The organism is Chondromyces apiculatus DSM 436 (genome assembly GCF_000601485.1).
Classification (GTDB): domain Bacteria; phylum Myxococcota_A; class Polyangia; order Polyangiales; family Polyangiaceae; genus Chondromyces; species Chondromyces apiculatus.
In genome coordinates, this window is record NZ_ASRX01000002.1 from 278,972 (window position 1) to 303,990 (window position 25,019).

Annotated in this window: 23 protein-coding genes; 13 read left to right on the forward strand and 10 right to left on the reverse strand. The window is 69.8% G+C overall.

What is annotated here, in order from left to right; all coding sequences use genetic code 11:
• Window positions 1-30 precede the first annotated feature (30 nt).
• The 3 genes from CAP_RS01425 to CAP_RS01435 are packed head-to-tail and all read left to right on the forward strand — an operon-like array spanning window position 31 to window position 3,380.
• Window positions 31-1,230 carry a DUF1549 domain-containing protein gene (locus CAP_RS01425; protein ID WP_156040388.1) on the forward strand — a complete coding sequence of 400 codons (1,200 nt, stop codon included), beginning with the start codon at window positions 31-33 and terminating at the stop codon, window positions 1,228-1,230.
• Window positions 1,231-1,249: 19 nt separating this feature from the next.
• On the forward strand, window positions 1,250-1,993 hold the full coding sequence (locus CAP_RS01430) for a hypothetical protein (protein WP_044235094.1): 744 nt from the start codon (window positions 1,250-1,252) through the stop codon (window positions 1,991-1,993).
• Between the two features lie 10 nt (window positions 1,994-2,003).
• Window positions 2,004-3,380 (forward strand): hypothetical protein, encoded by a 1,377-nt coding sequence (locus tag CAP_RS01435; protein ID WP_044235096.1) that lies wholly within the window; start codon window positions 2,004-2,006, stop codon window positions 3,378-3,380.
• A 158-nt stretch (window positions 3,381-3,538) separates the two neighbouring features.
• Here CAP_RS01435 and CAP_RS01440 read toward each other — a convergent pair whose 3' ends face one another.
• On the reverse strand, window positions 3,539-6,244 hold the full coding sequence (locus CAP_RS01440) for a tetratricopeptide repeat protein (protein ID WP_052373933.1): 2,706 nt from the start codon (window positions 6,242-6,244) through the stop codon (window positions 3,539-3,541).
• Window positions 6,245-6,536: 292 nt separating this feature from the next.
• Window positions 6,537-7,019: a HemJ family protein gene (locus CAP_RS43470; protein ID WP_081864440.1), complete on the reverse strand. Its 483-nt coding sequence runs from the start codon at window positions 7,017-7,019 to the stop codon at window positions 6,537-6,539.
• Between the two features lie 120 nt (window positions 7,020-7,139).
• Here CAP_RS43470 and CAP_RS01450 point away from each other — a divergent pair, with 120 nt between their 5' ends.
• Genes CAP_RS01450 through pdxA form a run of 3 tightly spaced genes read left to right on the forward strand, consistent with a single transcriptional unit; the run spans window position 7,140 to window position 10,363 of the window.
• Entirely contained in the window at window positions 7,140-8,585 is a 1,446-nt protein-coding gene (locus CAP_RS01450) for a TldD/PmbA family protein (RefSeq protein ID WP_044235099.1), read from the forward strand.
• Window positions 8,586-8,627: 42 nt separating this feature from the next.
• On the forward strand, window positions 8,628-9,356 hold the full coding sequence (locus tag CAP_RS01455) for a winged helix-turn-helix domain-containing protein (protein ID WP_231511019.1): 729 nt from the start codon (window positions 8,628-8,630) through the stop codon (window positions 9,354-9,356).
• Complete coding sequence (gene pdxA / locus CAP_RS01460) at window positions 9,353-10,363, forward strand: 4-hydroxythreonine-4-phosphate dehydrogenase PdxA (protein WP_044235100.1); 1,011 nt, start codon at window positions 9,353-9,355, stop codon at window positions 10,361-10,363. The genes CAP_RS01455 and pdxA overlap by 4 nt, the downstream gene beginning before the upstream one ends.
• Window positions 10,364-10,381: 18 nt before the next feature.
• On the opposite strand, the gene CAP_RS01465 is transcribed toward pdxA, so the two are convergent.
• The 4 genes from CAP_RS01465 to CAP_RS01480 are packed head-to-tail and all read right to left on the reverse strand — an operon-like array spanning window position 10,382 to window position 12,947.
• Entirely contained in the window at window positions 10,382-11,335 is a 954-nt protein-coding gene (locus tag CAP_RS01465) for a ketopantoate reductase family protein (RefSeq protein WP_044235102.1), read from the reverse strand.
• Between the two features lie 45 nt (window positions 11,336-11,380).
• Window positions 11,381-11,830, reverse strand: a complete 450-nt coding sequence (dtd, locus tag CAP_RS01470; protein WP_044235104.1) for a D-aminoacyl-tRNA deacylase — start codon at window positions 11,828-11,830, stop codon at window positions 11,381-11,383.
• Entirely contained in the window at window positions 11,830-12,246 is a 417-nt protein-coding gene (locus CAP_RS01475; protein ID WP_044235107.1) for a hypothetical protein, read from the reverse strand. Before CAP_RS01475 ends, dtd begins: the two co-directional genes overlap by 1 nt.
• Window positions 12,243-12,947, reverse strand: a complete 705-nt coding sequence (locus CAP_RS01480; RefSeq protein ID WP_197040942.1) for a hypothetical protein — start codon at window positions 12,945-12,947, stop codon at window positions 12,243-12,245. Before CAP_RS01480 ends, CAP_RS01475 begins: the two co-directional genes overlap by 4 nt.
• Before the next feature lie 492 nt (window positions 12,948-13,439).
• Between CAP_RS01480 and CAP_RS43475 the strand changes: the two genes are divergently transcribed.
• The 5 genes from CAP_RS43475 to CAP_RS01505 all read left to right on the forward strand — a co-directional run bounded on the left by CAP_RS43475 (window position 13,440) and on the right by CAP_RS01505 (window position 17,995).
• On the forward strand, window positions 13,440-14,651 hold the full coding sequence (locus CAP_RS43475) for a YcbK family protein (protein ID WP_052373936.1): 1,212 nt from the start codon (window positions 13,440-13,442) through the stop codon (window positions 14,649-14,651).
• Window positions 14,652-14,823: 172 nt separating this feature from the next.
• On the forward strand, window positions 14,824-15,309 hold the full coding sequence (locus CAP_RS01490; protein ID WP_231511021.1) for an NUDIX hydrolase: 486 nt from the start codon (window positions 14,824-14,826) through the stop codon (window positions 15,307-15,309).
• A 102-nt stretch (window positions 15,310-15,411) separates the two neighbouring features.
• Window positions 15,412-16,239 carry a Smr/MutS family protein gene (locus tag CAP_RS01495; RefSeq protein ID WP_197040943.1) on the forward strand — a complete coding sequence of 276 codons (828 nt, stop codon included), beginning with the start codon at window positions 15,412-15,414 and terminating at the stop codon, window positions 16,237-16,239.
• Window positions 16,240-16,394: 155 nt separating this feature from the next.
• Window positions 16,395-17,318, forward strand: coding sequence for a branched-chain amino acid transaminase (locus tag CAP_RS01500; RefSeq protein WP_044235110.1), 924 nt, complete (start codon window positions 16,395-16,397; stop codon window positions 17,316-17,318).
• 14 nt (window positions 17,319-17,332) lie between these two features.
• A complete protein-coding gene (locus tag CAP_RS01505; RefSeq protein WP_052373938.1) occupies window positions 17,333-17,995 on the forward strand; it encodes a hypothetical protein in 663 nt (220 codons plus the stop codon).
• Here the strand turns inward: CAP_RS01505 and CAP_RS01510 are convergent.
• The 3 genes from CAP_RS01510 to CAP_RS01520 are packed head-to-tail and all read right to left on the reverse strand — an operon-like array spanning window position 17,979 to window position 20,585.
• Window positions 17,979-18,443, reverse strand: a complete 465-nt coding sequence (locus tag CAP_RS01510; protein ID WP_044235317.1) for a PaaI family thioesterase — start codon at window positions 18,441-18,443, stop codon at window positions 17,979-17,981. The two genes, CAP_RS01505 and CAP_RS01510, sit on opposite strands and share 17 nt — an antisense overlap.
• 32 nt (window positions 18,444-18,475) lie before the next feature.
• Window positions 18,476-19,738 (reverse strand): MFS transporter, encoded by a 1,263-nt coding sequence (locus CAP_RS01515; protein WP_044235112.1) that lies wholly within the window; start codon window positions 19,736-19,738, stop codon window positions 18,476-18,478.
• 28 nt (window positions 19,739-19,766) lie between these two features.
• Window positions 19,767-20,585, reverse strand: a complete 819-nt coding sequence (locus tag CAP_RS01520; protein ID WP_044235114.1) for a hypothetical protein — start codon at window positions 20,583-20,585, stop codon at window positions 19,767-19,769.
• Between the two features lie 67 nt (window positions 20,586-20,652).
• Here CAP_RS01520 and CAP_RS01525 point away from each other — a divergent pair, with 67 nt between their 5' ends.
• The gene (locus CAP_RS01525) at window positions 20,653-21,489 is read left to right on the forward strand and encodes an OmpA/MotB family protein (protein ID WP_231511023.1); all 837 of its coding nucleotides are present in this window, start codon (window positions 20,653-20,655) and stop codon (window positions 21,487-21,489) included.
• Between the two features lie 27 nt (window positions 21,490-21,516).
• On the opposite strand, the gene amaB is transcribed toward CAP_RS01525, so the two are convergent.
• A complete protein-coding gene (gene amaB, locus CAP_RS01530) occupies window positions 21,517-23,043 on the reverse strand; it encodes an L-piperidine-6-carboxylate dehydrogenase (RefSeq protein ID WP_044235118.1) in 1,527 nt (508 codons plus the stop codon).
• Between the two features lie 344 nt (window positions 23,044-23,387).
• Between amaB and CAP_RS01535 the strand changes: the two genes are divergently transcribed.
• Window positions 23,388-24,854, forward strand: coding sequence for a serine/threonine-protein kinase (locus CAP_RS01535; RefSeq protein ID WP_052373939.1), 1,467 nt, complete (start codon window positions 23,388-23,390; stop codon window positions 24,852-24,854).
• Window positions 24,855-25,019: the final 165 nt, after the last annotated feature.

Consider the following 25,019-nt stretch of genomic DNA (forward strand, 5'->3'; position numbering starts at 1 on the left):
CAACATGGTGAAAGGAATGCGAGGCGGTCTATGAGAACCACTCCGATTCTCCTGGCTCTTGCGACGGCAGTCGTGGCGGCCGCGTGCTCGGGCTCTTCTCCCGATGACACGAACAACACGGACAATAACCCCGGGGCGACCCCGGGCGTGCCTGGCGGCTCGGTCGACGATCCCAACAAGCCGGTCAACCCGGATGATGTCGAGCCCGAGGAGGAAGAGTTCACGGTGCTCGGCGAGCGGCAGATCGAGTACCCCGAGGCGCTCCGCACCGCGAGCCTCAAGCTTCTGCGACGGCTGCCCACGCTGGCAGAGATCAAGGAAGTGGAGACTGGCGGCAAGGAGGCCTACGAGGCTGCCATCGACGACATGCTCCAGGATCCGCTCTTCGCGGCCCGCATGGTCAAGTGGTGGCAGGACATCATGCGCCAGGGCGGCGGCAACGGCGACGATCGCAACACGGCGCCGACCTTCGCGGCTCAGCTCATCGTGGAGGATCGTCCCTTCACCGACGTGCTGACCGCGACGGCCAACAACTGCCCGACCTACAACGAGGGCATGAACACCTTCCAGGCCGGGACCTGCAACAGCGGCGCTCCCGCCGAGGCAGGCGTGCTCACGAACCCGGGCGTGATGCGGCAGTTCTACGGCCCCATGGCGTTCCGGCGGGTGCGCTGGGTGCAGGAGATCTTCGCGTGCAAGGCCTTCCCCGCGGAGACCGGCAAGGCGGAGAACCGCGGCAACGGGACCTACTACGCGGCGTGGCCGTGGGAGTCGATCTCCGCTGATCCGGTGAACTTCCTCGACACGCAGGCGGCGATCTGCGCCAACTGCCACCAGACGAGCAATCACCTGGCGCCGCTCTTCGCCAACTTCGGCGAGGACGGCATGTGGCAGAACATGCCGGCGGTGAAGACCAACGTCAACGGCGAGCTCGTGGACTCGCAGCGCACCCACTGGCTGCCCGACTCCGAGCAGACGGCGTGGCGCTTCGGCAAGCCGGCAGCGGACCTTCCCGCCCTTGGCGCGGTGATGGCCGAGGACGCGGAGGTGCACCGCTGCATGGTGTCTCGCGCGTGGAACTTCACGATGTCGAAGGAGGACATCGTGAGCGACGCGGCGAACATCGATGGCGCGGTCATCAAGCCGTTCATCGACATGTTCAGCGCGAACCGGAACCTCAAGGAGGTCCTCCGGGCGATGCTCAAGAGCGAAGACTTCGTGAAGTACTAGAGCCTAGAGGAGAGAAACCATGAAGCGTGCAACAACGATTCTGCATGGGTTCGCCGTACCTGGCCTCCTCGCCGCGCTCATGCTCGCGGGGGTCGGATGCGTCGAGTCGGTTCCTGGAATTGAGGAGCCGGGTTCGGAGGAAGCTCCGGAGAACAACGTGATCATCGCCAACGACGACGACGCAACCGTCGGCGGCGAGGACAGCACGTTCGATCACATGGACGATCTCACTCCGGGCGCCGGGAAGAGCGACGAGGAGATCATGGCCCAGCGTGAGAAGGAGGGCCCGCTGCAGGTGCGCAGCCGGCTGCACTCCTGCTCGAAGCTGACCGTCGCGACCCTGGGGAACATCCTCCAGGACTTCGGCGTGGATCTCGGCGCCGGCGCGGGCCAGGGCATGCCGCCCTCCGCGGGGCAGCTCTACAACGGCGGCCTCCGTACCCTGGGCGTCGAGGACTACAACGCGATGGCGGCCGAGTCGATCGTGTGGCGGTCGTCGGGTGCCACGAAGACGTTCGACATCTTCGTGCAGGCGGCGCCGGCCATCATCCAGAACCTCCCGACCACGGAGCACTGTGGCGTCGAGATGTTCAACGCGGACGATAGCTGCAACCCGGACGCGGTCACCTGCCTGATCGGCAGGCCGGCGACCGACAAGCATATCTCGATCTGCTCGAAGACCGTCGAGGACGCGAGCAGCGTCGAGAAGGGCAAGATCATCGCTGTGGCCTCGCTGCTTGCTGCGGCGCATTCGTGCGAGTGAGGAGGACGACATGGTTTGCGATAAAACAAAGAATCTCCAGGGTGAGTCGCGTCGCACCTTCCTCAAGCTGACGACGGCGTTCGGTGCGGCCATCGGCCTCGATCAGGCCGGTATCCTCAACGCGATCGCGGACGTCGGTGGCTCGGCGCTCGCGCAGTCGGCCAAGGCGCCCACGAAGAAGTCGATCCACCTGATCGCCGGCAACGGTGGGTTCGCGTGGTTCAACCTGCTGTGGCCTCACCGCGACATCGCGATGTCGGGCAACAACAACTTCTCCTACCACCGCATGGGGCAGGTCCAGGAGGGAGACACGGACGAGCCGTCCGCCGTCGGTCCGGACACCCCGTTCGTGGGCATGGGGCGCAACAAGCAGGTCTCCATCTTCGGCTGCGGCGTCAACCAGACGCACACCCAGAACCCGAACCAGGTCTCGGTGGTCGCTCCCAACCGGACCATGATGGCCTCGGTGGCGTCGATGCAGATGGTGAACTCGTCGCTGGTGCCCGTCATCGGCATCGAGCCCGTCAACTTCGGGACCGCGCCTGGCGCGCCTGCGATCACCACGGTCCAGGACCCCGGCGGCATGGTCGAGCTCTTCAACAGCGCGGCGTCGCAGTACGCCCTCCAGGCGTCGCAGGACGCGGTGCTGTTCGAGTCGACCTACAAGGCGCAGGTGAACCTGCTCAAGGCCGCGAACCGCCAGACGTTCCACAAGTCGCTGGATCTCGGCCGGTCTGCCTCGAACTTCCTCGGGCAGAACCTCCGCGACAAGCTCGCTCCCACCCAGGACGACCTGGCGCGGTACGAGATCAACGGCAACACCGAGAACAAGATGCGCCGCATCGCGCAGACGTTCATCACGGCGTCGAAGGCGTTCAAGCTCGGGCTGACCCAGAGCGTGATCGTGCAGGTCATGAGCGACGACCCGCACGGCGCGTTCGGCAACATGACCCGCCTGAACGAGACGGCGCGGCTCCTCAAGCTGTACTTCGAGATGCTCGACAAGGACCTCGACGTGGCGAACTCGGAGAGCGGCGGGAAGTTCAACGAGGAGTACGTGGTCACCGTGCACGGCGACACGCCGAAAGACGCGCGTCAGCGCGACGGCTGGCCCGACGGCACCTCGAACAACTCGAACTGGATGTACGTGCTCGGCAACGGGCGCCTGCGCACCGGTGGGTTCATGCGCTACCCCACCCAGGGCAACGCGGTGGCCAGCAACCCCGTCACCGGCAAGATCGACAACAACCGCAACACCGCGAGCTGCACGGCGGCCGCCAACGCGGCAGTGCTCTACGCGATCAGCGGTGACATGCGGCTGGTGCGCAACTACTACCAGGCCGACGAGGGCATCGACGGTTACATCCGCCCCGATCTGGACGGCTGATCTCGTCGCCATCTCGTGATGAAGGAGCGCGCTTCCCCAGGGAGGCGCGCTTTTTCTTTGTGCGCTCCGCAGCGGCTTCTGCGTCACGACCGTCACGACCGCCACGACCGCCACGACCACCACGACCGCCACAGCCGCCACGGCCGGGAGCGCGATGCTCAGGGCAGCTTGGCGCGGCTCAGCAGGTCGTCGAAGGCAGCGTCGAAGTCGTCGCCGAGAGGATCGGCGCCCACCGCGGCGCGGGCCACCGGCTTGGGCGCTTCGAGGCGGCGGATGCGGTCGGCGACGGCGCCGCGCGGGTCGTTGTAGCTCGCGTTCAGCCGCGACACGCGGTGGAAGTAGTAGAGCGCCTGGTCACGGTCGCTGCGCATCTCGTAGGCGCAGGCGATCTCGTAGTTCAGGGCGAGCTCTTGATCGAGCGTCTTCTGGGGCGCGCGCAGGCCGAGGATGAAGGCATCGATGGCACCGTCGATGTTGTTCGTCTCCAGGTGAATGACGCCGATCATCGACTGACACACGCATTCACGCGCCGGGTCGCGCGCGGCGAGCGCGAACTCTTTGATGGCGTCCGGAAGCAGGCCCATTTCCTTGTAGGCGACGCCGAGATCGTAATGCGTGGCGGAGTCGTTCTCCTTGACGTGCTCTTTGAGCTGGTCCTTGAACTGGTTGAAGATCTCCTCGGCGCTCACCTGATCCGACGCTGCGGCCGGCGGTGGCTCCTCGATGACGCTGTCGAGGTTGTCGAGGTTGCCGATGATGTCGATCCAGTCGCCCTGCTCCGCCTCCTGACCCTCCGCGGGCCTCGGGCGCGTACCGCTCTGGTTGTCCGCGGGAGGGTTCGCCTGGTGCTCCAGGCCGTCGAGTTCGCTGAGCCTCTCAAGGAGCAGGGGATGGTTCGGCAGGCGCGCGAGTTGCTCGTGCAGGATGGTGCGGGCCTCGCCGTACATCTGGTGCTGCGCGAAGAACTCCGCTTCTTCGAGGGCATCCTCGTCGAGCGCTTCGGCGCGAGAGCCACCCGAGGTCGGTGGAGGCGCTGACTGCGAGCCCATGCCGCCCATGCCGCCCACGCCTTGCGAGGGCGGAGGGCGGTACGAGGCGAACGGGGGCTGGCTCGGCATGCCAGGGGCGACCGAGGCGTAGATCGGCTGGTCGAAGTGAGCCTGCTCCGGTTCGAGGGGGAAGTGCGGTAGCGGCGCGCCGTGCTGCTGCGACGCCGGGGGGTCGAGGGGGAAGCTCGGGAGGGGCTCGCCCTTGAAGGGGTCGTCGAGGTCGTCGAGGATGCTCGGCATCACCGAGCGGCGGTAGTCCTGCGAGATCGCCTGCGCGGGGTCGACGGCTTCAGGGTCGTAGGAGGGGAGACCCTCGGGGCTGTAGGCCGCCTCCGGCGCGACGGACTGCTGGTAGGCGTCCGGGTAGATGTGCTGTGCCTCGACCGCCTCCGTGTAGCCGAGCGCGGCGAGCATCTCGATCGCGGGGGCGCACTCTCCGTCGAGGAGCAGCACCTCGTTCAGCTTCTGCACCGCCGCGTCGACGTCGTTCTCTCCGAGGAGCATCTCCGCGAAGGCGAGCATCTCCTGGATGGCGCCGTCCTGGTCCTGCGCGTCTTCGTACAGGGCCGTGTGGAGGCGCTCGCGGAGGCTGCGGTCCGAGGGCAGACGCTGGACCCCGGTGCGCAGCAGGCCAATCGCCCTGTTGATCTGCCTGGCCCGGAGCAGTCCATCGGCCTGGCCGATGATCTGATGCGCCATGGCCGCGGGGTCCTGCGTGTTGAACGCTGGCGGGGCAGGGCGCTGGTAGGCATGCGCGACAGGCGCCACCGGCGCGCGGACCTCCTCGGGCTCCTCGTCGGGATCGAGGTCGATCTCCTCGGCGACGGAGTCCTCGACCTCGACGTCGATGGAGGCACGAGGATCCTGGGTGCTCGCCGGCTGTGCCGGCTGGAGATGCGCCGCGAGCTGGCGCACTTCCTCGTCGTTCGGCGCGCGGGTGCGGAGCGAGGTGACGATCGCCGCGAACTGGTCGGATCGCCCAGCTTCCTTGGCGGTGCGCGCGGCGGCTTTCTGGACCTCGATGGCCTTCGCGGGCTGGTTGAGCAGGTCGAACGCGCGCGCCAGCAGCGTCAGCGTCTGGAGGTCCTTGGGGTTCTCCTTGAACGCAGTCTGCAGCCGCTGGAGCGCCACCATGCCGTCGTTGGGGTCGCCGCGGTCGAGGTAGATCTCGGCGGCGAGGCGGGCGAAGCGCGCATCAGGGCGCTGCTGCAGGAGCCGTTCGAGCACCTTGAGGGCGTCGTCCCTGCGGCCGTGCTTGAGCAGGATCTCGGCTGCCGTGCCGAAGCGCTGGATGGCAGTGTCGAAGTCCTTGATGCGGACGAGCGCCTCGGCGAGGCGGAGGTAGGGGAGGGGATTGCTGGGATCGAGCTCGACGATCTTGCGGAAGACGTCGATGGCGTCGCGCTCGCGGCCGGCTTTCTGGAGCCGCGTCGCCACCTCGTCGTAGGTGGCGAGGGCGTCGCTGGTGAGCCCGAGCTGGACGTAGAGCTCGGCGAGCCGCGGGACGATGTGGCCGAAGCGATCCGACAGGTGCGGGACGTACTTGTTGATGATCTCGCGGATCTGTTTGTAGACCGCGATCGCCTTCAGCGCGAAGCCCTGGCCCGAGTAGAACTCGCCGACCCGCTCGTACGTGGTGATGGCGTCGACGTACTCGTCGGTCTTCAGGTAGAGGTCGCCGATCTTGAGCAGCGTCCGGACGTCCTTCGGGTCGTCGGCGACGAGCTTCTGGTACTCAAGGATGGCCTTGTCGAAGCGCTTCCGCTCGACCAGCTTCTGTGCGGCCTGGAGCACCTTGTCGCGATCGACCGCCACGATGTCGAGGATCTCCTACGGACCTGAGTCCGGACGTTGAGCAGTGGGACGAAAGTCTAGGGACCAGAGCCGCGAGGAGCGGAGACCAGGACCCCCGCCGGGCCACCGGACCTCGACTGAAAACACCTACCGAATCCGGTCACCCCATACAAGCACGGGGTACCGGAACTTCTTGAAGCTATGGCAGAAGCGCTGGATGGGCGGCCAGGTCACTGCGTCCGAGAGGGTCGCCTCACCCGGGAGGGGTGGAGGCGCGTGGCGACCGGACCGGAACACGGCTCGCGCCACGAAATCACCTGGGTAGCTTGACGATGGCAAAGAAGGCAGCCGCGGCCGCCATCAGCGCCAAGACTGCCGCGATCTTAGCAGCCGGGCCAGCTTCTTGCACTTTCCCCTGCGCCATCTTCCGGGCGCGCGCGCCGAGGACGTGGTGGAGCCCGATGACCACCAGGGCGGCCGGTAGCTTGGGGTGCATCCAGTGGCTCTGGACCAGGTAGTAGGAGGTATCCAGGGCGAGCCGCGTCGCGCCACACACGAACGAGACGATGAAGGCGGGCACCGCCAGGTGGTTGTACACGCGGAGGCCGATTTCCCCGCGGGTCCTGGCGTCCCCGGCGGCCCCGGTGAGGACCGCGGCCACGGCGAGGATCGCGCCGATCCAGGTGATGTTGCCGACGACGTGCAGCCAGATGAGAACGGTGTTGAGCGTGAGCATGCAGGCCTTTCGGAAGAGGCTAGCTGGCGCTGGCGGGATGGTCACGTTATCGGCGCGCATCGCGCAGTCCCCGGGCGCTGCTCGGGCGCTGCCCGGACGCTGCTTGCGCGTGCCTCTCGCGCTTCCCGAGCGCCGGCCGCGGCTCGACCGGGGGAGGAGAAGGGCTTACAGTTGGGCAGCATGACACTCAGCCAGGCCTACCGCGCCCCGTTCGCCCCCGGAGGGGACAGCCCCGTGGATGCCGCTCTCTGCGAGCGCCTGCTCTCCGCGGCGCTCTCCAGGGGCGGAGACTATGCCGACCTCTTCTTCGAGTACCGCGCCGGTGGGGGGTTCACCTTCGATGAAGGGATCCTGAAGGCTGCCTCCCGCGGCGTCTCGCTGGGGCTCGGGGTGCGCGTCCAGCGGGGGGATGCGACGGGGTACGCCTACACCGAGGACCTGACCTGGGAGTCGATGAAGCGGGCGGCGGAGACCGCTGCCCAGATCGCCACCGGCGGGGGCGGGGTCGAGCGGATCGAGCTGCGCCGGAGGGAGCTGCCGCAGCGCTACGATCTGCCGGAGATCTCGCTGGACATGGCCGGGCTCGCGAAGCGGGCCCTCCTCGAGCGCGCCAGCGCTGCCGGGCTCGCCCACGACGCGAGCATCATCAAGGTCGAGGCGAGCTTCGCCGAGGAGGTGCGCGAGATCCTGGTGGCGACGAGCGACGGGCGCATGGCCCACGACGTCCAGCCCATGATCCGGTTCGGGGTGCGCGCGCTGGCCGAGCGTGACGGCAAGCGTCAGGAAGGGTCGAGCGGGGGCGGGGGGCGGATGACCCTCGCGTACTTCGACGGCAAGTCACCCGAGTGGCACGCGACCGAGGCCGCGCGCCAGGCGGTGATCATGCTGGACGCGCGCGAGGCGCCTGCGGGGGAGATGGCGGTGGTGCTCGCTCCGGGCGACAGCGGCATCCTGCTCCACGAGGCGGTGGGCCACGGTCTGGAGGCCGACTTCAACCGCAAGGGGACCAGCAATTACTCCGGGCAGATCGGCAACGGCGTCGCGAGCCCGCTCTGCACCGTGGTCGACGACGCGACGATGATCCAGTCGCGCGGCTCGATCAACGTCGACGACGAGGGGAACGAGCCGCAGCGGACCACCCTGATCGAGAACGGGAAGCTCGTCGGTTACCTGCACGACCGGCTCTCGGCCCGGCACTACGGCCTGACGGGCACGGGGAACGGGCGGCGCGAGAGCTTCGGGGCCGCGCCGCTGCCGCGGATGACGAACACCATCCTGCTCGCCGGGCCCGACGACCCGGAGGAGATCTTGAAGAGCGTCAAGCGGGGGGTGTTCGCCAGGAAATTCGGCGGGGGTCAGGTGGACATCTCGAACGGCGACTTCGTGTTCTCGTTGACCGAGAGCTACCTCATCGAGGACGGGAAGCTGACCTCTCCCCTCAAGGGCGTGAACCTCATCGGCAACGGCCCCGAGGTGCTGCGGCGGGTGACCATGCTCGGTCACGACGTCGAGACCTCGGACGGGATCTGGACCTGCGGCAAGGATGGGCAGAGCGTTCCCGTCGGCGTCGGGTGCCCCACGATCAAGATCGACCGGATCACCGTGGGCGGCACGCGGATCGGTTGAGAGAGGCCGGAGCTTCTGCGGCGTCGCTCGTTCATTGCCATCGTGGGCCACGAGCCCGAGCTGGGTCGCGAGGAGGGCGCCGCGGCGGTCCTGCGCGGGCTGGGGGCCGAGGTGCGCGCGCTGGATCTGTGGGACGAGCCGTGGCGTCTCTTCGGCAGCGACGAGGAGTCGACGGCGAGGGCCATCGTCGTCGAGGCGCTGGAGCGGCCCGATCTGGCCGCCGCGGCGCTGAGGGCGCTCCGGCGGGAGCCGCGCCTGGAGCAGGTGGGGGCGCTGGTCTCCGTGAGCGTGGCGCAGATCGCGCGGCTCGATCCGTCGAGCGGCTTCGATGATTTCCTCCTCGTGCCCTATGTCCCCGCAGAGCTCTACGCGCGGGTGCGCATGGTGGAGTGGCGCCGGAGCGAGTTCTCCACCGAGGAGCGCTTCAAGGTGGGGCCGCTGGTCATCGACCGCGCCGCGCACGAGGTGACGGTGGGCGGCGCCCAGGTGGTGCTCACGGCCAGGGAGTTCGCCCTGCTCTCGTATCTGTGCGAGCGGCGGGGGAAGGTGGTGTCGCGGGCCGAGCTGCTGCGGCGGGTCTGGGGTTCGGATTACGAGGGAGGCGAGCGTACGGTGGACATCCATGTGAGGCGCCTGCGCGCGAAACTCGGAGCGGCGCTGCCACTCGCGACCCTGCGCGGCGCGGGATACCGGCTGGAGCGGCCCGATGCGACGGACGGTGAGTCGGTGAGCGCAGGGGGCGCGGGCTCGACGCAGGGAGCGGCGCGATGAAGGCGCCTCTCCTGGCGATCAGCCTGGGATGCCCGAGCGGGGTGGGGCCCGAGGTGGCCGTCGTGGCAGCGGCGCGATCCACCGGGGCGCGCTGCCTGCTCGTCGGCGATGAAGCGGTGATCCGGCGCGCGGCAGCCCTGCGGCGGGTGGCGCAGAAGCGCATCGAGCGTGTCGATCGCGCGGGGCTCTCCCGCCTCGCCCCGGGGACCGTGGGCATCTTGGCGGAGAGCGCTGCCCTTCCACGTCCCAGCGCGTACGGAGAGCCCGGCAAGGCCGACGGCGCCGCGCAGCTCGCGTGGATCGATCAGGCCACCGACCTGGTTCGCCAGGGGTACGCTCAGGCGCTGGTGACGGGGCCCGTCTCGAAGCTCGCCATCGCCACCAGCGGGGCTCCTGGATCGGAGGCGTTCCTGGGCCACACGGAGCACCTCGCGCGACGGCTCGGCGCCCGCGAGGTCACCATGGCCTTCGCGTCCGACGATCTCGTCACCGCGCTCGTGACCACACACCTGCCCCTCTCTGCGGTCCCGGAGGCGGTGACCCCGAAGGAGGTGGCGCGCGCGACGTTCTGGCTGGGGCGGCTCCTCCACGATCTCGGCCGAGCCTCGCCGAAGATCGCCGTGGCAGCGTTGAACCCTCATGCAGGTGAGGGGGGCCTGCTCGGCGACGAGGAGCAGCACAAGCTCACCCCCGGCATCCGGCGCGCGCGGCGGAGGCTCACGACGGCAGGTGTCCCGGCCGAGATCCTCGGACCCGTCGGCGCGGAGACCGCGTTTCGGCTCGCGGCGAAAGGGGTCTACGACGGCGTCGTCGCGATGTACCACGATCAGGCGACGATCCCGAGCAAGCTGCTCGGGTTCGGCGAGGCCGTGAACGTGACCCTGGGCCTGCCGATCGTCCGCACCAGCGTCGACCACGGGACGGCTCACGACGTCGCCGGCACCGGTCGGGCCGATGCCCGAGGCATGCGGGAAGCGATCGCGCTCGCGGTGCGCCTCGCCCGCTGATGCGCTCCGGCGCCCCGCTCAGTGGACGGAGGGGCGGCCGGCGAGCTGCCGGAGGAGGCGCTCCAGGGCGGGCATGGGGACGCCATGCTCCTCGCCGAGGGCGACGATGCTCGCGCCCATGGCCAGGTGCTGCTCGTGCAGCTTGGCGCCGAAGTGCACCTCGACGAAGCGCACGGCCTCCGGTGACACCCGCCGCGCCAGCGCGACGCCGGGCTTGATCGTGTACTGGCCGACGAACCGCGTGAGCAAGTGTGCCCACGACGCCACCCGGCCGAGCTTCGGCGCGAGGATGTCGCTCTCCTTCGCGGCCTCCATGGTGGTCGCCAGCAGCGCCTTGTCGGTGAGGACGCCCTCGATCCCTCCGCCGGCGTCGATCGCGGCGATCAGCGGGAAGAATGCCGTCGTGGTCGCGGCGTTGTACGTCGCGACGTCGCGCTCCAGCCGGGTCGGGACGTCGGCGTTGGTCAGGCGCTTCGCGAGCGCCTCCAGGGTGGCGTGGGCAGGGCCCTCGGGATCTTCGATGAGCGTCGAGGCCACGCCCATCAGCCAGTAGCGCACCACGTCCCGTTCATCGATGTACCCGGACACCCCCGGCATGGCCGCGAACACGCGGCGCCCGAGGGTCTGTTCGAGGGAGCGGAGCTGCGCAGGCAGCGGCGGTGTCAGGAGCACCGTGGGGCGATCGGGACCGCGCCGGAGCAGCTCGGCGACGGAGCCCTCGCCGGTGCCTGTGAGCTGATCGAAGCGCACCGTCACCAGCACCAGGTCCACCTCCTCGGGGATCTCGGCCACGCGGCGCGGATGATCGAGCACGTCGCGGCGCTTCGGGCCGTTCACCTGTTCGACGGCGAAGGGAGAGGTCTCGCCCACCCGCTCGGGGCGCACCACGAAGGTGATCTCCGCGCCCGCCGTGGCGAGCCGGACGCCGTACACCCGACCGAGGGCGCCGGCCCCTACGAAAGCAATGCGCATGGGGGGTGGGGTAGCTCGCCCTCCGTGGCGGGGGAAGAGCCCCGCTCAAAAAGTGCGCTTCGAATCCACGAGGATCGTCACGGGGCCATCGTTCTCCACGTGGACCTGCATGTCGGCGCGGAAACGGCCAGTCTCGACGGTCAGTCCGCGCGCGCGCACGCTGGCGATGAAGCGCTGGTAGAGCGCCTCGGCGCGGACGGGCTCCATGGCTCCCTCGAAGCCCGGCCGCAGCCCTCGGCGCATGTCGCCGAACACCGTGAACTGGCTGATGGCGAGCACCGCTCCGCCGACGTCGGAGAGCGCCCGCGACATCTTGCCCGCGTCGTCGCGGAAGACGCGGAGCCCGGCGACCTTGCTGGCCACGTAGTCCGCGTCGGCTTCGGTGTCGTCCCGGCCAGCGCCCACGAAGACCACGAGGCCCAGCTCGATCGCGCCCACCACGGCCCCCTCGACCTCGACGCGCGCCCGGCGGACGCGCTGCACGACCGCGCGCATCAGCCCAGCCCGAGCTCCCGGGTGAGGCGCGCCGTCAGCGCGAAGTACGCGCTCCGGTCGTAGGGCTTGTTGAGGATGTGGAAGTCCTTGCGCGAGAGGCCCACGCAGCCGAAGCAGTACGTGCAGTTGGAGCAGTCGATGGACCGCACCACGTACGACGACTGAGAGCAGCGCTCCGACGCCACGCAGTGGCTGCACCCGATGAGGTCACGGCACCCGCGGCAGTGGGTGCTGTCCACGCAGCGCTGGGAGTCGACACAGTAGTGGCAGCGGGTGAGCGCCTTCGACCCCCGGCAGAACGTGCAGTCGACGCAGCGCTCGCATCCGACGCACTCCACGCAGCGCTCGTTGGCCGTGCGCCCCTCGTGCTCGTGCATGAGGCGGCGCAGCTCCGCCTCGAACTCGGCCCGGTTCATTGCTCTTCCTGGACCTCCGGAGCGCCGTTGCCCGTGGGACGGGTGGCGCTCACCGGCGGGGCCGCCACGGTGCTGGCGCTGTCGACCGCCTCGTCCTTCCGGCGGCCCGAGGGGGAGCCACCGAGGTGCCTCCGCAGGTGCGCCGCGGCGTCGCGCGTGCGTCCTTCCTCGGCGAACTCCTCGATGCGCCGGAGCCGCGACTCCAGCACGGCGCGGCGCTTGGGGAGCTCACCGGCGAGGATGGTGGTGAGCGCCTGGATCGCGTCCTGAACGCGCTCCTCGTCGGTGTGCTCGAGGAGCTGCAGGTAGACGTCCTGCTCCTGCGGGAAGGTGTGTCCCGCTTTCATGAAGTCGTTGACCGCCTTCGAGATGGCAGGCCTGCCCGTCGCGGCGAGCACCCGCGCCAGCAGCTTCTGACGCTCGACCGCGACCGGATCGCTCTGAGGAGGAGACGCGAGCACGATGCGCCCGGGCGCCTCCCGCCCCGTCTTGACGCGCGGCCCGCTCTCGACGGCCGGCTCCGGTTCTTTGCGGGGTGCGAACAGCGCCTCCAGCGCTGCTCGGTGCTGGTTTGCTGCGCGGCGATCCTCGCCGCTCGGCGCCACCCGCGGCAGCACGCCGCCGGGCTGACTGCGGTGCAAGGAGCCGTGAATTTCCGGGTTGTGCCAGACCTTGGTTGCGTCTTTACGAATTCGCCGCATGCGTTGGACCCTGTGGTAACGCACCTCCGAGGCACACGGAGAGCAGGCCGGGCTGCGCGAATGCGCGCGAGCCGACGCTGTCTCCTCCCCTCAGGAGGAACGGAGGCGGAGCTTCTGGGCTCCGTGGAGTGATGGGTGGTGTGGTGATGCGCAGTCGCTCGCACGAAGCGAGCAGATGTTCCGGGTGTTTCCCCGCCGTGCTCAGGACACGCATTCAACGCGCTGCGTCCAGAGCTCGGTCGCTTTGTTTCGCCCCTGTGGCCGGGGTCTGCGCCCGACCTGCCCCGGACCGTGGTCTCGAGACACACGGTTCCTACCACAGCCAGCGTCCGAAGCCGCAGAAAATTGGGCTCGCCCGATGCTTCATGGCATCCGTTCCCGTCCATGGGCAGCTCATCGGGTTGGTGCTGGGATCGAAGGACGGCGCACGCGCCGAGGTCGGCATCGGCGCGGTGGCTCCTTCGCACGGCCCTGAGCCTCTCCCTCGCAGGTGTGTTCGCGTCGGTCCCCGGGACGGTCGCACGCGCTGCTCCCCCGTCCGCAGCGCAGTCGAGCGCACCCGCCTCGCGCGGCGCAGAGCCGTCTGCAGAGGGGAAGTCGAAGCCGAAGTCAGAGGGGAAGTCGAAGCCGAAGAAGGAGAGGTCGAAGGCCTCCCCTGCGAAGTCGCAGAAGAAGCAGGGGCAGCAGGGCGCGACGAACCTGGAGAAGCCGAGCGCACAAGGGCCAGCACCGGAAAAGTCTGCCCCCGGCCGCACCGGGACCCGCAGCGGCGAGACGTCCAAGAAGGCCGAGAAGGCCGAGAAGCGCGCCGCCAGCGAAGCCGACAAAAGCAAGCCTGGGAAGAAGACGGTCGCGGTCCGCATGGGCGGAAGCAAGCGGCGCGAGGAGACGCGCTCGGGGAAGAAGGCGAGCAAGCCGGCTCCCAAGCCCTGCCTCGGCACGGCGGTGCAGATCGATCGGGGCGGCCTGGAAGGCGAGCGGATCACGCTGGTCACCTGTGCCGGCAAGCCGCGCGCAGAGGCGCGGAGGCAGCTCTCCGTGCTGGCCCGACCCTGGGGGACGCCCCACCCTGGCGTGCTGCCGGCGCCTGAACCCCAGGGCCGGCCCACCAAGGGACAGCAGGCGAAGCGTGGCGAGGAGATCGCTCCCGGCGTCCGGCTCGTGGATCCAGGGCTCCTCGTGCGCATCGACGCCCTCGCGCGCCGCTACCCTGATCGGACCATCTCCCTGGTCAGCGGCTACAGGCCTCGCAGCCGGGGCAGCTTGCACCAGACCGCGCGCGCTCTCGACCTCCGCATCGCCGGTGTGCCCAACCACGAGCTGGTCGCCGCGTGCCGCACGCTGACGGACACGGGCTGCGGCTACTACCCGAACAGCTCCTTCATCCATGTCGATGTGCGCTCTCCGGGAACGGGTGTGGTGTCGTGGATCGACGCGTCAGGCCCGGGAGAGACGCCTCGCTACGTGAGCGCCTGGCCCCCGCCCGCGTCGGAGACGCCTGCCTCGGAGCCGCCCGCGTCGGAGCGCCGCCCGCGTCGGAGCCGCCCGCGTCGGAGTCGCCCGTGTCGGAGCCGCCCGTGTCGGAGCCGCCTGCCTCGAAGACGCTTGCCTCGAAGCCCGCGTCGGAGCCGCCTGCCTCGAAGACGCCCGCCTCGCCCCCGGAGCCGAGCGCCCGGAAGGCAGACACGAAGAAGCCAGCGCTGAAACCCGAGAGGGCCGAGGACGCCGCGCACAAGGAAAGCGCCACAGAGAAGGCGCCTCACCTCGCTGCAGAAGGCGACTGACCGCGGGGAGGTCGTGCTACCCCCTCCCTGTGCCCATCAAGATCCCCCGTCGCCTTCGATCTGAGCCGGCTGGCCGCTTCGGTCCACTCGGTGTGGACCGCCACGATGTCGAGACCGAGGGCATCGCTCACACGGCCTTCACGATGGTGCTCGACGACTGGGTCTCCGTCGCGGCGACCACGGCCGAGGGTGAGGTGCTCCTGGTTCGCCAGCACCGCCATGGGCTCGACGCCGTGACCATCGAGGTGGCTGGCGGCTGCATCGATCCTGGTGAGACACCCGAGGAGGCCGCGCTGCGTGAGCTGCGGGAGGAGACGGGCTATGCCGCCGACTCTGTGGAGCCCCTCGGCTGGGTGCACCCGAACCCCGCAATCCAGGGCAACCGATGCTTCTTCTTCCTGGCGCGTGGGGCCCGGCACGTGGGCGACCCCTCGGGGGACGAGCACGAGAGCATCGAGCCCGTGCTCATGACCCTGGAGGACGCCGCTGCCGCCACCCGTGATGGCCGCATCTCCCATGTCCTCGCCGTGATGGCCCTCGATCGCGCGTTTCCCCTGCTGAGAGACCCGCGCGGTTGAGCCCGCGAGTTGAGCCCGCGAGTTGAGCCCGACCAAAGGGACGCGCTGCAAACCGGGCAGTCCGGTTTGCGCTTTGCAGGTTGTCGAGCGATGTTCAGGGAGATGAGGAAGCGGACCAAGAGCCAGGCGGCGAAAGCGGTGAAAGCAGCGGACACCCCGTTCTTTCAGCCCTTCGCGGGCCTGAAGCGGGCCGTGCAGAAGCAGAGGCAGGAGAAGAAGAAGGAAGACGCGCGCGCCGCAGCAGCACAGGCCGCCAGCCGCTCTGCCCACACCCCTGCTCACCCGACCCCTGGCTCGTCAGTCGCGACCGGCTCCTCGGGCACGGCACCTCTCCCCCGACCTCGCGCCCTGGATGCTGACGCAGACGAGCCGCCGAAGATGGTCGATCCGGACACCTTCGCCATCTACATGGCCGGTGTCCGCGTCCTCGATCATCGCGGTGTCGAGCGCATCCCGACCACCGCCAGCCGGGTGGAGCGGGCCACACCCGGCTCCGTGCCGGTGCAGGACCTCGACGCCGAAGCGCGCGACCGGATGCGTTCTCTCGTCATCGAGGGCATTCGCTTCGAGATCAGCGATGACGGGGAGCACCTCGAAGGACGACGCCTCGACGTGGACCCGCGCGCGCTCCGCCTCCTGCGGCGTGGCCGTTTCGCGATCGACGGCACGCTCGACCTCCATGGCCACCGCGCCGACGAGGCGCGCACCGCCGTGGAGGGCTTCATCCGCCGCCGCCAGGGGGAGGGGGATCGGGTGGTCGCCTTGATCCATGGAAAAGGAAACCACTCACCCGGCGGCCGAGGAGTCCTCCGGGGAGAGATTGCTGCGTGGCTCAGCCAGGGTGCCGCAGCGCGGCACGTCGCCGCGTTCGCGACCGCGCCCACGGACGATGGCGGCAATGGCACTTTGTTGGTCCTCCTAGCACGTTAGATCGGTTGGCACGGCTCCGGGGACGGAGTAATCGATCCTGGCAACCCCCTCGCTGTCCCTCGTGGGCAGCACCTTGCGGCCCTCTGCAGATGGCAGAGCGTCGCACAGCCCAGCGCCGCCTCGGCGAGCGCCCGATCCACGGAGAAGGAGCCCTCATGGTCGACAAGGTGAAGAAGATCTGGTTGGAAGGCGAGCTCGTCGACTGGGACGAAGCAAGGGTGCACGTGCTGACCCATTCGCTGCACTATGGTCTCGGCGCCTTCGAGGGTATCCGTGCCTACCGACGCAGCGACGGGCGCACGGCCATCTTCCGGCTGCGCGAGCACATCGATAGGCTCCTCGACACCTGCAAGCTCGTGTTCACCATGCCGCGCTTCACGCGCGCGCAGATCATGGATGCCTGCTCCCTGGTCGTCCGCGAGAACGGCATGGACGAGGCCTACCTGCGTCCCCTCGTCTACGTGGGCGACGGCGCCATGGGCGTCTACGCTCCCGACAACCCCATCCGCACCATGATCGTCGCCTGGCGCTGGGGCACCTACCTCGGCAAGGACGCGCTGGAGCAAGGGATCCGCACCAAGATCTCCTCCTGGTCCCGCCACCACCTCCACGTGGGGTTGCCGCGGGCCAAGATGATGGGCCAGTACACGAACAGCACCCTCGCCAAGCGTGAAGCGCGCATGGCCGGCTACGACGAGGCCATCCTCCTCGACACGTCGGGTCAGGTCTGCGAGGGCTCGGGCGAGAACATCTTCATCGTCAAGAACGGGCGGCTGTACACGCCACCCCTCAGCCTCTCGATCCTCGCGGGCGTCACCCGCGACACCATCATCACCCTGGCGCGCGAGGAGGGCATCCCCGTCTCGGAGGAGTCCATCATCCGGGACCAGCTCTACCTCGCCGACGAGGCCTTCTTCACGGGCACCGCCGCCGAGGTGACGCCCATCCGGGAGGTGGACAACCGCGCCATCGGCGAGGGCAAGATCGGCCCCATCACCAAGCGGCTCCAGCAGCGTTACTTCGACGCCGTGAAGGGCAGCGACGACGCGCACCCGGAGTGGCTGACGTTCCTGCGCTGAACGCTTCCTGCCGCATGCGCCGTGTGCTCTTCCGGGCTGCCCTGCTCCTCGCCACGGCCTGCGGCGCGCCTCCGCCTCCCACCGAGCCCACCCCCACCCCTTCCTCCGCCTCCCGACCCTCGCCACCCCCACCCCCGACAGAGCTCAACGGCCCTCTCGGGGAGCACCACTCGGCGCGCTTCGACCTCGTCCTGCCGCTCCCCGACGGTGCTGGCTGGCGGGTGGACGACGCCACGACCCTCTGGCTCGTGGCCACCCATGCGGCCTCGGCGACCACCTTGCTCCTGCGCACCTGGCGCCCCGACGATCGCGGGACCCGCCCCGCGTGCGAAGCCCAGGCCCGCCTCTGGCGCGACCTCCCTGGCGGCGATGGCCGGGGGATCATCGACCAGCACCGCGTCGATGTGCCCACCGGCTTCGACACCGAGGTGGCCATCGGCGTGACCTCGACCCCCGAGCACCCAGCCCTCGTGGAGGGGTTCGCCGTCGCCTTCGGGGGCTGGTCCCGCCGCTGCTTCGCCTACATCGCCACGACGCGCGCGCAGGGCGACACTGGCCCGGCCCTCGTTGCCACCCGTCTCGCGGCCATGGTCGAGCTCTCCCTCGCCGGCATCCGCCTCGAAAGCGAGCTCGCTCCTTCCGTCAGCGGTCCCCCGCGCTTCAGCCCTCGGCCTTGACCGCGGGCGCTTTCTCCCCGAGCGGCGCCTCCGGATCGAGCACCAGCAGGCGCACGCGCCCGCTCGCGACCACCCGCCCCGCGTCGTCGTGCACGTTGGCCTCCCACACCTGGGTGCGTCGCCCTCGGGTGAGCGGTCGGGCCACTGCCCGCAGCGTCCCCTCCCGGACCGCGCGCAGGAACGAGGTGTGGTTCTCCAGCCCCACCACGTTCTTGCCGTACGCGATCGCGTCGAGCGCGGCGCCGATCGACGCCACCGTCTCGATGATCGCGCAGTGCATCCCGCCGTGCACGATGCCGTAGGCCTGCAGGTGCTTCGGCGCGAGCGTCAGCTCGGCGACCACCTCGTCGCGCGTGGCGCTGACGATGCGCAGGCCGTTGGCCTTGGCCCACCCGTCGGGGCTCTGATTCAGCAGCTCCGAGGCGTCCTGAGCTTCCTGATCACTCATGCCGCCCGTGGTAGCACGGCCCGCGGTGCGCTTCACGACACCGGCTGCGCCGACGTCTCCTCCAGCTCCCGCCCGCGCGTCTCGGGCATCGCCAGGAGCAGCAGGACCATCGCCACGAGCGGCAGCACCGTGGTCGCAGCGACCGTCTTGCCCCACCCGATGCGCTCCGCCATGTGGCCCGCGACGAAGGGAGAGACGACCATCGCGGTGCGGCCGATCAGGTTGTTCGACAGCCCGAACGCATCGCCGCGCAGATCGGTGGGGAACAGCTCGGCGTTGTAAGCGGAGAGCACCGTGCCCACGGCGGTCACCCCGGTGATCCCGAAGACCAGGCAGACCAGCACCAGTGCGCGCGGCTCGATCGTGTAGCAGCCCAGCACGCCCACCACGAGCGAGCCGAAGATGACCACCGCGCCGCCTCGCCTCCCCATCCGGTCCAGCAGCTTGCCCGAGGCGAGCGTCAACGGGATCGCCGCCACCGCCGCGATGGAGATGTAGAGACCCACCTCCCCATCCTTGTAGCCACGCTCCTGGATGGCGTGCTCCTTCCAGAAGGTGATCGCGTTGGCCACGCAGGCGTAGGTGAGCCACCAGATCAGCCCCAGGAACAGGGTGCGGTTGCGCCACGGCGGCCTGAGGAGCTGCGTCACCGAGCCGGGCAGGAGCGGCTCCTTCGTGAGCTGCGCCTGCGCCAACCGGTCCGAGAAACGCTGCGTCTCGCGCAGCGAGCGCCGGGCGATGACCATCAGGAGCAGCGGCACCGTCCCGATCACGTAGACCCCGCGCCAGCCGAGGGGGGACGCCACCACGGGGGCCGCGATGCCGGCGCAGACCACCGCGCCGAGGCCGCTCAGCCCGTTCAGCACGCCGATCACCATCCCCCGCCGCTCGGCCGGGAACTCCTCGGCCGCGTACACGATCCCGATCGCCCACTCGGCCAGCAGGAAGAGCCGCGCCATGAGCTGCGCCCCCGCGAACACCCAGATGTCCGGCGCGAGCCCGGTGATCAAGGAGCAGAGCGTGTACCCCAGGATGGTCACGGTCAGCACCCGCCGCCGCCCCCAGAGATCCGCGCGCCGCACCAGGCCGTACGCGAGGATCCCCCCGAGGTTGATGAAGCCGATCAGCATCCCCTCCGAAGCGGCGGCGAGGCCCATCTCGCCGCGGATCGTGGGCAGGAGCTGCGACAGCGCGAACATGTCGTAGCCCTCGAAGAACCCCGCCACGCCGAGGAAGAAGAACAGCCAGCGCTGGTAGGTGCTGAGCTTCGCCGCCGTCGCGCCCTCGGCATTCATTGGGGCGGCATGCTACAGCGCGACGCCCTCAGCGGTACATGGTCGCGCGGGTCCGCGTCTCCAGCTCGGCTGCGAAGGCGTCCTCGCCGAGCGCGCGCGCCTCGTCGCCGAGCGCGCGCACGTCGGATGCTGGCAGATCGTCCCCGGCCTCGGGCGCGACCCGCACCCGCACCAGCGCGGCCAGCCTGTTCAGCGGCGTCCCCAGGTCCACCCCGAGCCCGCGACCCCGGAAGGCATCATCCACCGCGGAGAGCCGCGACTGGCTCCGCCAAGCCTCGGCCACCACCACCCGCCCGAGCCGCGCGTCGAACTCTCCGCTGCCCGTGGGCAGCACCGGCGCCGCGAGCTGGGCCGCCAGCATCCGGTCACCGAGGTCCAGCGCGATCAGCGCGCGCGCGGCGTTCAGCAGGCGCTCTTCCTCGGCGCGCAGCAGCGATCGGTTCACGCCCGTCACCTCCTCGGCCGCGCGCGCGGTGTCTCCCCGCCGCACGGCATCGAGCGTCGAGGCGAGCTTGAAGAGGGTGATCGCCGAGGGGGCCATCAGGAGCGGATCTGCCTTCTGCAGGGGGCGTTGCCGCGGGTCGGTGATCCCCAGGCACACGGCGCGCCACAGGGCCGCGCGCGCATCGGTGGTGGCCTTCGCCGCGAGCACGCCGACCACCACGAAGGCGATGCAAGGCAGCAGCGCTCCGGCCAGCAGCCCGTAGCGTACGTGGAGGAATACCGCGGCGGCGCTCAGCAGGAGGGCGAGCACGTAGAAGGCACCACCCCCTGGACGTCGCGTCGCCCCGAGACTCCTCGCGCACCACTCCAGCACCCACGCCCACATGGTCGCCCCGCCAAGCATGACACCTCGACCCCGAGCGGGCGAGGGGGGGCTTTCCCACCGCCCCGGAGATCGCTAGTGTGCGCCCATGCACCTCCGAAACTTTGTCTTGCCGGCCATGGTCGCCTCGTTCGCGCTCGGCTGCGGCTACTCCGAGGAGGAGTGGCAAGCGCAGCTCGACAAGTACAACCGCCTCCAGGGCGAGCACCAGAACACCGAGGCTCGCCTCGCCAAGACCCAGGCAGACCTGAAAGCAGAGCAGACCCGGGTCTCTGAGCTGACCAAGAAGCTCGAAGCTGCGGGCTTCGACATCACCAAGCTCAACGAGAACCTGCAGAACACGGCCTCGCAGGTCTCCCAGCTCAGCGCCAGCCTCGAGGAGCGCGAGCGCGCCCTCGCGGAGTACAAGGCCCGCGCCAAGCAGCTCGAGCAGATCAAGGCGCGCTTCGACACCCTGCGCAAGAAGCTCGACGAACTCACCAAGCTCGGCCTCGCGGTCAACATCCGCAGGAACCGCATGGTCGTCTCCCTCCCCGGCGACGTCCTCTTCGACTCCGGCCGCGAGACCCTCAAGAAGGAGGGCAAGGAGATCCTCGAGAAGGTCGCCACGGTCATCCGCGCCGACGCCTCGCTCGTGCAGCGCGACTTCCAGGTCGCTGGCCACACCGACAACAAGCCCCTCGCTGGCGGCATCTTCCGCGACAACTGGGGCCTGTCCCTGATGCGCGCCCGCGAGGTGCTCCTGTACCTCGTGAGCGACAAGGGCAAGCTCCCCATCGTCCACTGGAGCGCCTCGGGCTACGGCGACACCGACCCGGTGGCCAACAACGACAGCGACGACGGCCGCCAGAAGAACCGTCGCTGCGACATCATCGTCGTCCCGAGCGTCGAGGAGATGCTCGACCTCAAGGCGATCGCGCAGTAGCCGCGCCCGCCGCGCCCGCCGCACCCTTCAGAGGAACCGCACACCCTGCGCGAGCGGCAGCTCGCTGCCCCAGTTGATGGTGCACGTCTGCCGCCGCATGTACGCCTTCCAGGCGTCCGACCCGGCCTCCCGGCCGCCGCCGGTCTCCTTCTCGCCCCCGAACGCCCCCCCGATCTCGGCCCCGCTCGTGCCGATGTTCACGTTGGCGATCCCGCAGTCGGAGCCCATCGCCGACAGGAACTGCTCCGCCGCGCGCATGCTGTCCGTGAAGATCGCGCTCGACAGCCCCTGCGTCACCGCGTTCTGCGCCGCGATCGCCTCGTCGAGATCACCCACGTCGAACAGATAGAGGATCGGCGCGAACGTCTCCTTCCACGCGATGGAGAACTCGTGCTGCCGGGGCGCCCACACCAGCGCCGGCTCCACGAAGAACCCGGGCCTGTCGAGCGCCTTCCCGCCCCACAGCACCTCGCCTCCTTCCTCGCCGGCGGAGCGCAGCGCCGCCTCGTACCGCAGCACCGCCTCCCGCGTGGAGAGCGGCCCCATCAGCGTCCCTTCCTCCAGCGGATCGCCGATGCGCACCGTCTCGTACGCCGCGATGAGCCGCTCCGTGAGCTGCCCCGAGATCCCCCGCTGCGCGAACACCCGCCGCGTCGACGTGCAGCGCTGCCCGGCCGTCCCCACCGCCCCGAAGGTGATCGCCCGCACGGCCAGCTCCAGGTCGGCGTCGTCGAGCACCACCACCGCGTTGTTGCCGCCGAGTTCCAGCAAGCTCCGCCCGAGCCGCGACCCGATCCGCGTCGCCACCTGGCGACCCACGGGAATCGAGCCGGTGAAGGACACGAGCGGCAGGCGCACGTCGTCGGCCATCCACTCGCCGGCCTCCGCGCCGCCCACCGCGAGGCACAGCACCCCGTCTGCCTCGTGCTCCGCGAACGCCTGCTCGACCAGCCGCTGCACCGCGACGCTGCACAGCGGCGTCACCGGCGACGGCTTCCACACGCATGCATCGCCGCAGATGGCCGCGATCGCCACGTTCCACGCCCACACCGCCACCGGGAAGTTGAACGCCGTGATCACCCCCACCGTACCGAGCGGGTGCCACTGCTCCATCATCCGGTGCCTCGGGCGCTCGCTGGCCATGGTCAGCCCGTGGAGCTGCCGGCTCAGCCCCACCGCGAAGTCGCAGATGTCGATCATCTCCTGCACCTCGCCGAGCCCTTCGGACAGGATCTTCCCCATCTCCAGCGACACCAGCGCGCCGAGCGCCTCCTTGTGCTGCCGCAGGAGTTCTCCGAGCCGCCGCACCACCTCGCCCCGCCGCGGCGCGGGCCGCATGCGCCACGCCGCGAAGCGCTCGCGGGCGTGATCCACCACCGCGTCGTAGTCGGCGCGCGCCGCCGTCCGCACTCGTCCGAGCACTTCACCCGTGGACGGGTTCAGCGTTTCCAGCTCCGCTCCCGAGGCCTCTCGAAACCCGGAAGCACATACGCCCGACATCCCCTCCGACGAAACGCCGAGCTCTTCGAGCAGCCTGTTCACGTCCACGGTCATCACACCTCCAGGGGGGGGAGCAGCACGTACCCAGGTGGAATTCCGGCCTTGAGAACGCACGCACGTCCAGCGGCGACGCCTGACCGGGCTCCACCATGCATCGATACCATCGGCCCAGCCTCGACTCCTACGCTGCGACGCGACCACCGCGCAGTTCATGTCAGGAACACGCGGTCCGATCCGTACCCCGTGAGGGTCGACAACTTGTGTAAGTCGTGGTGAGAGCGGTAACCTTGTGAGACGATGGAGCAACGCATGACGGCTGGAAACTTGCGCTACCGCCGTCCTGCTTCGGATCCCCCTCCTCATGGCTCGAGCGCGGCCAGAACGCCCTGGAGGATGCCGTGAACGAACCGATCTCGGTGGGAGATCTCATCGCGGGTGTGTACCGCGTCGAGGGGGTCATCGGCCGTGGCGGCATGGGCGTCGTCTACGAGGCGACCCACGTGCCCACCGGGATTGCCCGCGCCGTCAAGGTGATGCTCCCCGAGGCCGCGCGTCACCCCCGCGCCGTGAAGAGCTTCATCAGCGAGTCCTGGTCCGCGTGCACCCTCCAGAGCGAGTACGTGGTGCGGGTGCTCGACGTCGGCGAGCACCACGCGCTGCCGTTCATGGCCATGGAGCTGCTCGAAGGGCGCGACCTCGGCGCCGTCCTCGCCGAGCGCAAGGTGCTCCCTGCCCGCGACTCCGCGCAGTACGTCCTCCAGATCTGCGAGGCGTTGACCGAGGCCCACGCGCTCGGGGTCGTGCACCGCGACATCAAGCCGGAGAACGTCTTCCTCGCCCGCCGCCCCGACGGGACCACCGGGGTCAAGGTGCTCGACTTCGGCCTCGCCAAGGTGGAGGCGGTCGCCTTCCCCGCGGGCTCGGCCACCCCCCGGGCCTCCCTCATCGGCTCCCCGTGCTTCATGTCGCCGGAGCAGATCCGCGGCGAGGAGATCGACGGCCGCAGCGACCTCTGGTCCGTGGGCGTTCTGCTCTACCGCATGCTCACCAGCCAGCTCCCGTTCCGGCCAGCGGGCCGCGTGGGCATCGCCTCGCTCCTCACCTCCATCCTCAAGTCCGAGCCCATCCCTCCCTCGCAGCTCATGCCGAGCATCCCCACGGCGCTCGCTGCCATTGTCATGCGCTGCCTCGAAAAGAACCGCGACCGCCGCTTCGGGAGCGCCGCGGAGCTCGCCCTGGCCCTCGTGTCGTTCGCCTCCCCCGACGCGGTGCAGACCCTCACCCGCCCCCGGCGCACCGTGCGCCCTTCTGCCTCCACCATCCCGCCGCGCCTGTCCATCGCGCCCCTCGGCGCCTCGCGTCACTCCATCGCGCCTCTCGGGGCCGCGCTCTCCTCGATCCCCCCGGCCGGCTTGCCACGCCACTCGGTTCCTCCCGTGGGCGCGTCCCGCCACTCGTTCTTCCCCCCGGGCCTGCCCCGCCACTCCCTCGTGCCGCCGGGCGCCACCCACTCCACGAGCCCCCCCGCGCACGCGCCCCGGTTCTCCTCGGTGCCTGCAGGCTGCTCCTGCTATTCCACCGTCCCCCCTCCCTTCTCCCTTCCGCCGCCGGTCCCCCGGTTCAACCCGACCCTGTGGGATTCGGTGCCTCCCTCGTCGTCGTCCGCGGCGCGCCAGGGTGGGGTCCGGCATGCACGCGCCCTCGTGGCGAGCGCGAGCCTCCTCGCCGCCGCGAGCTCGCTCGGCGCCGAGATCCCCGAGCCCGTCGTCGCGCCTTCGCCTGCCGCTGCCGAGCCCGGGGTCGCCGCGAAGGTCAAGGCGCTCCTCGCCGCTCTCCGCGCGCCAGACCGTCCTCCCGAGCGCTGACGGCACCGCGCCGCGCGTCCTGCGGGATCAGACCCGGGCGATTCTCCCTGGTGGCCCCGAGCGCGTCGGTCACGGGTGAGCGATGGGTACATCCCGGGACGGCCCGCGCCCGCGCCGATGGTCGTTGCGGCTGGCACGCGGTACCGTGGGCGCGGGAATGCGCTG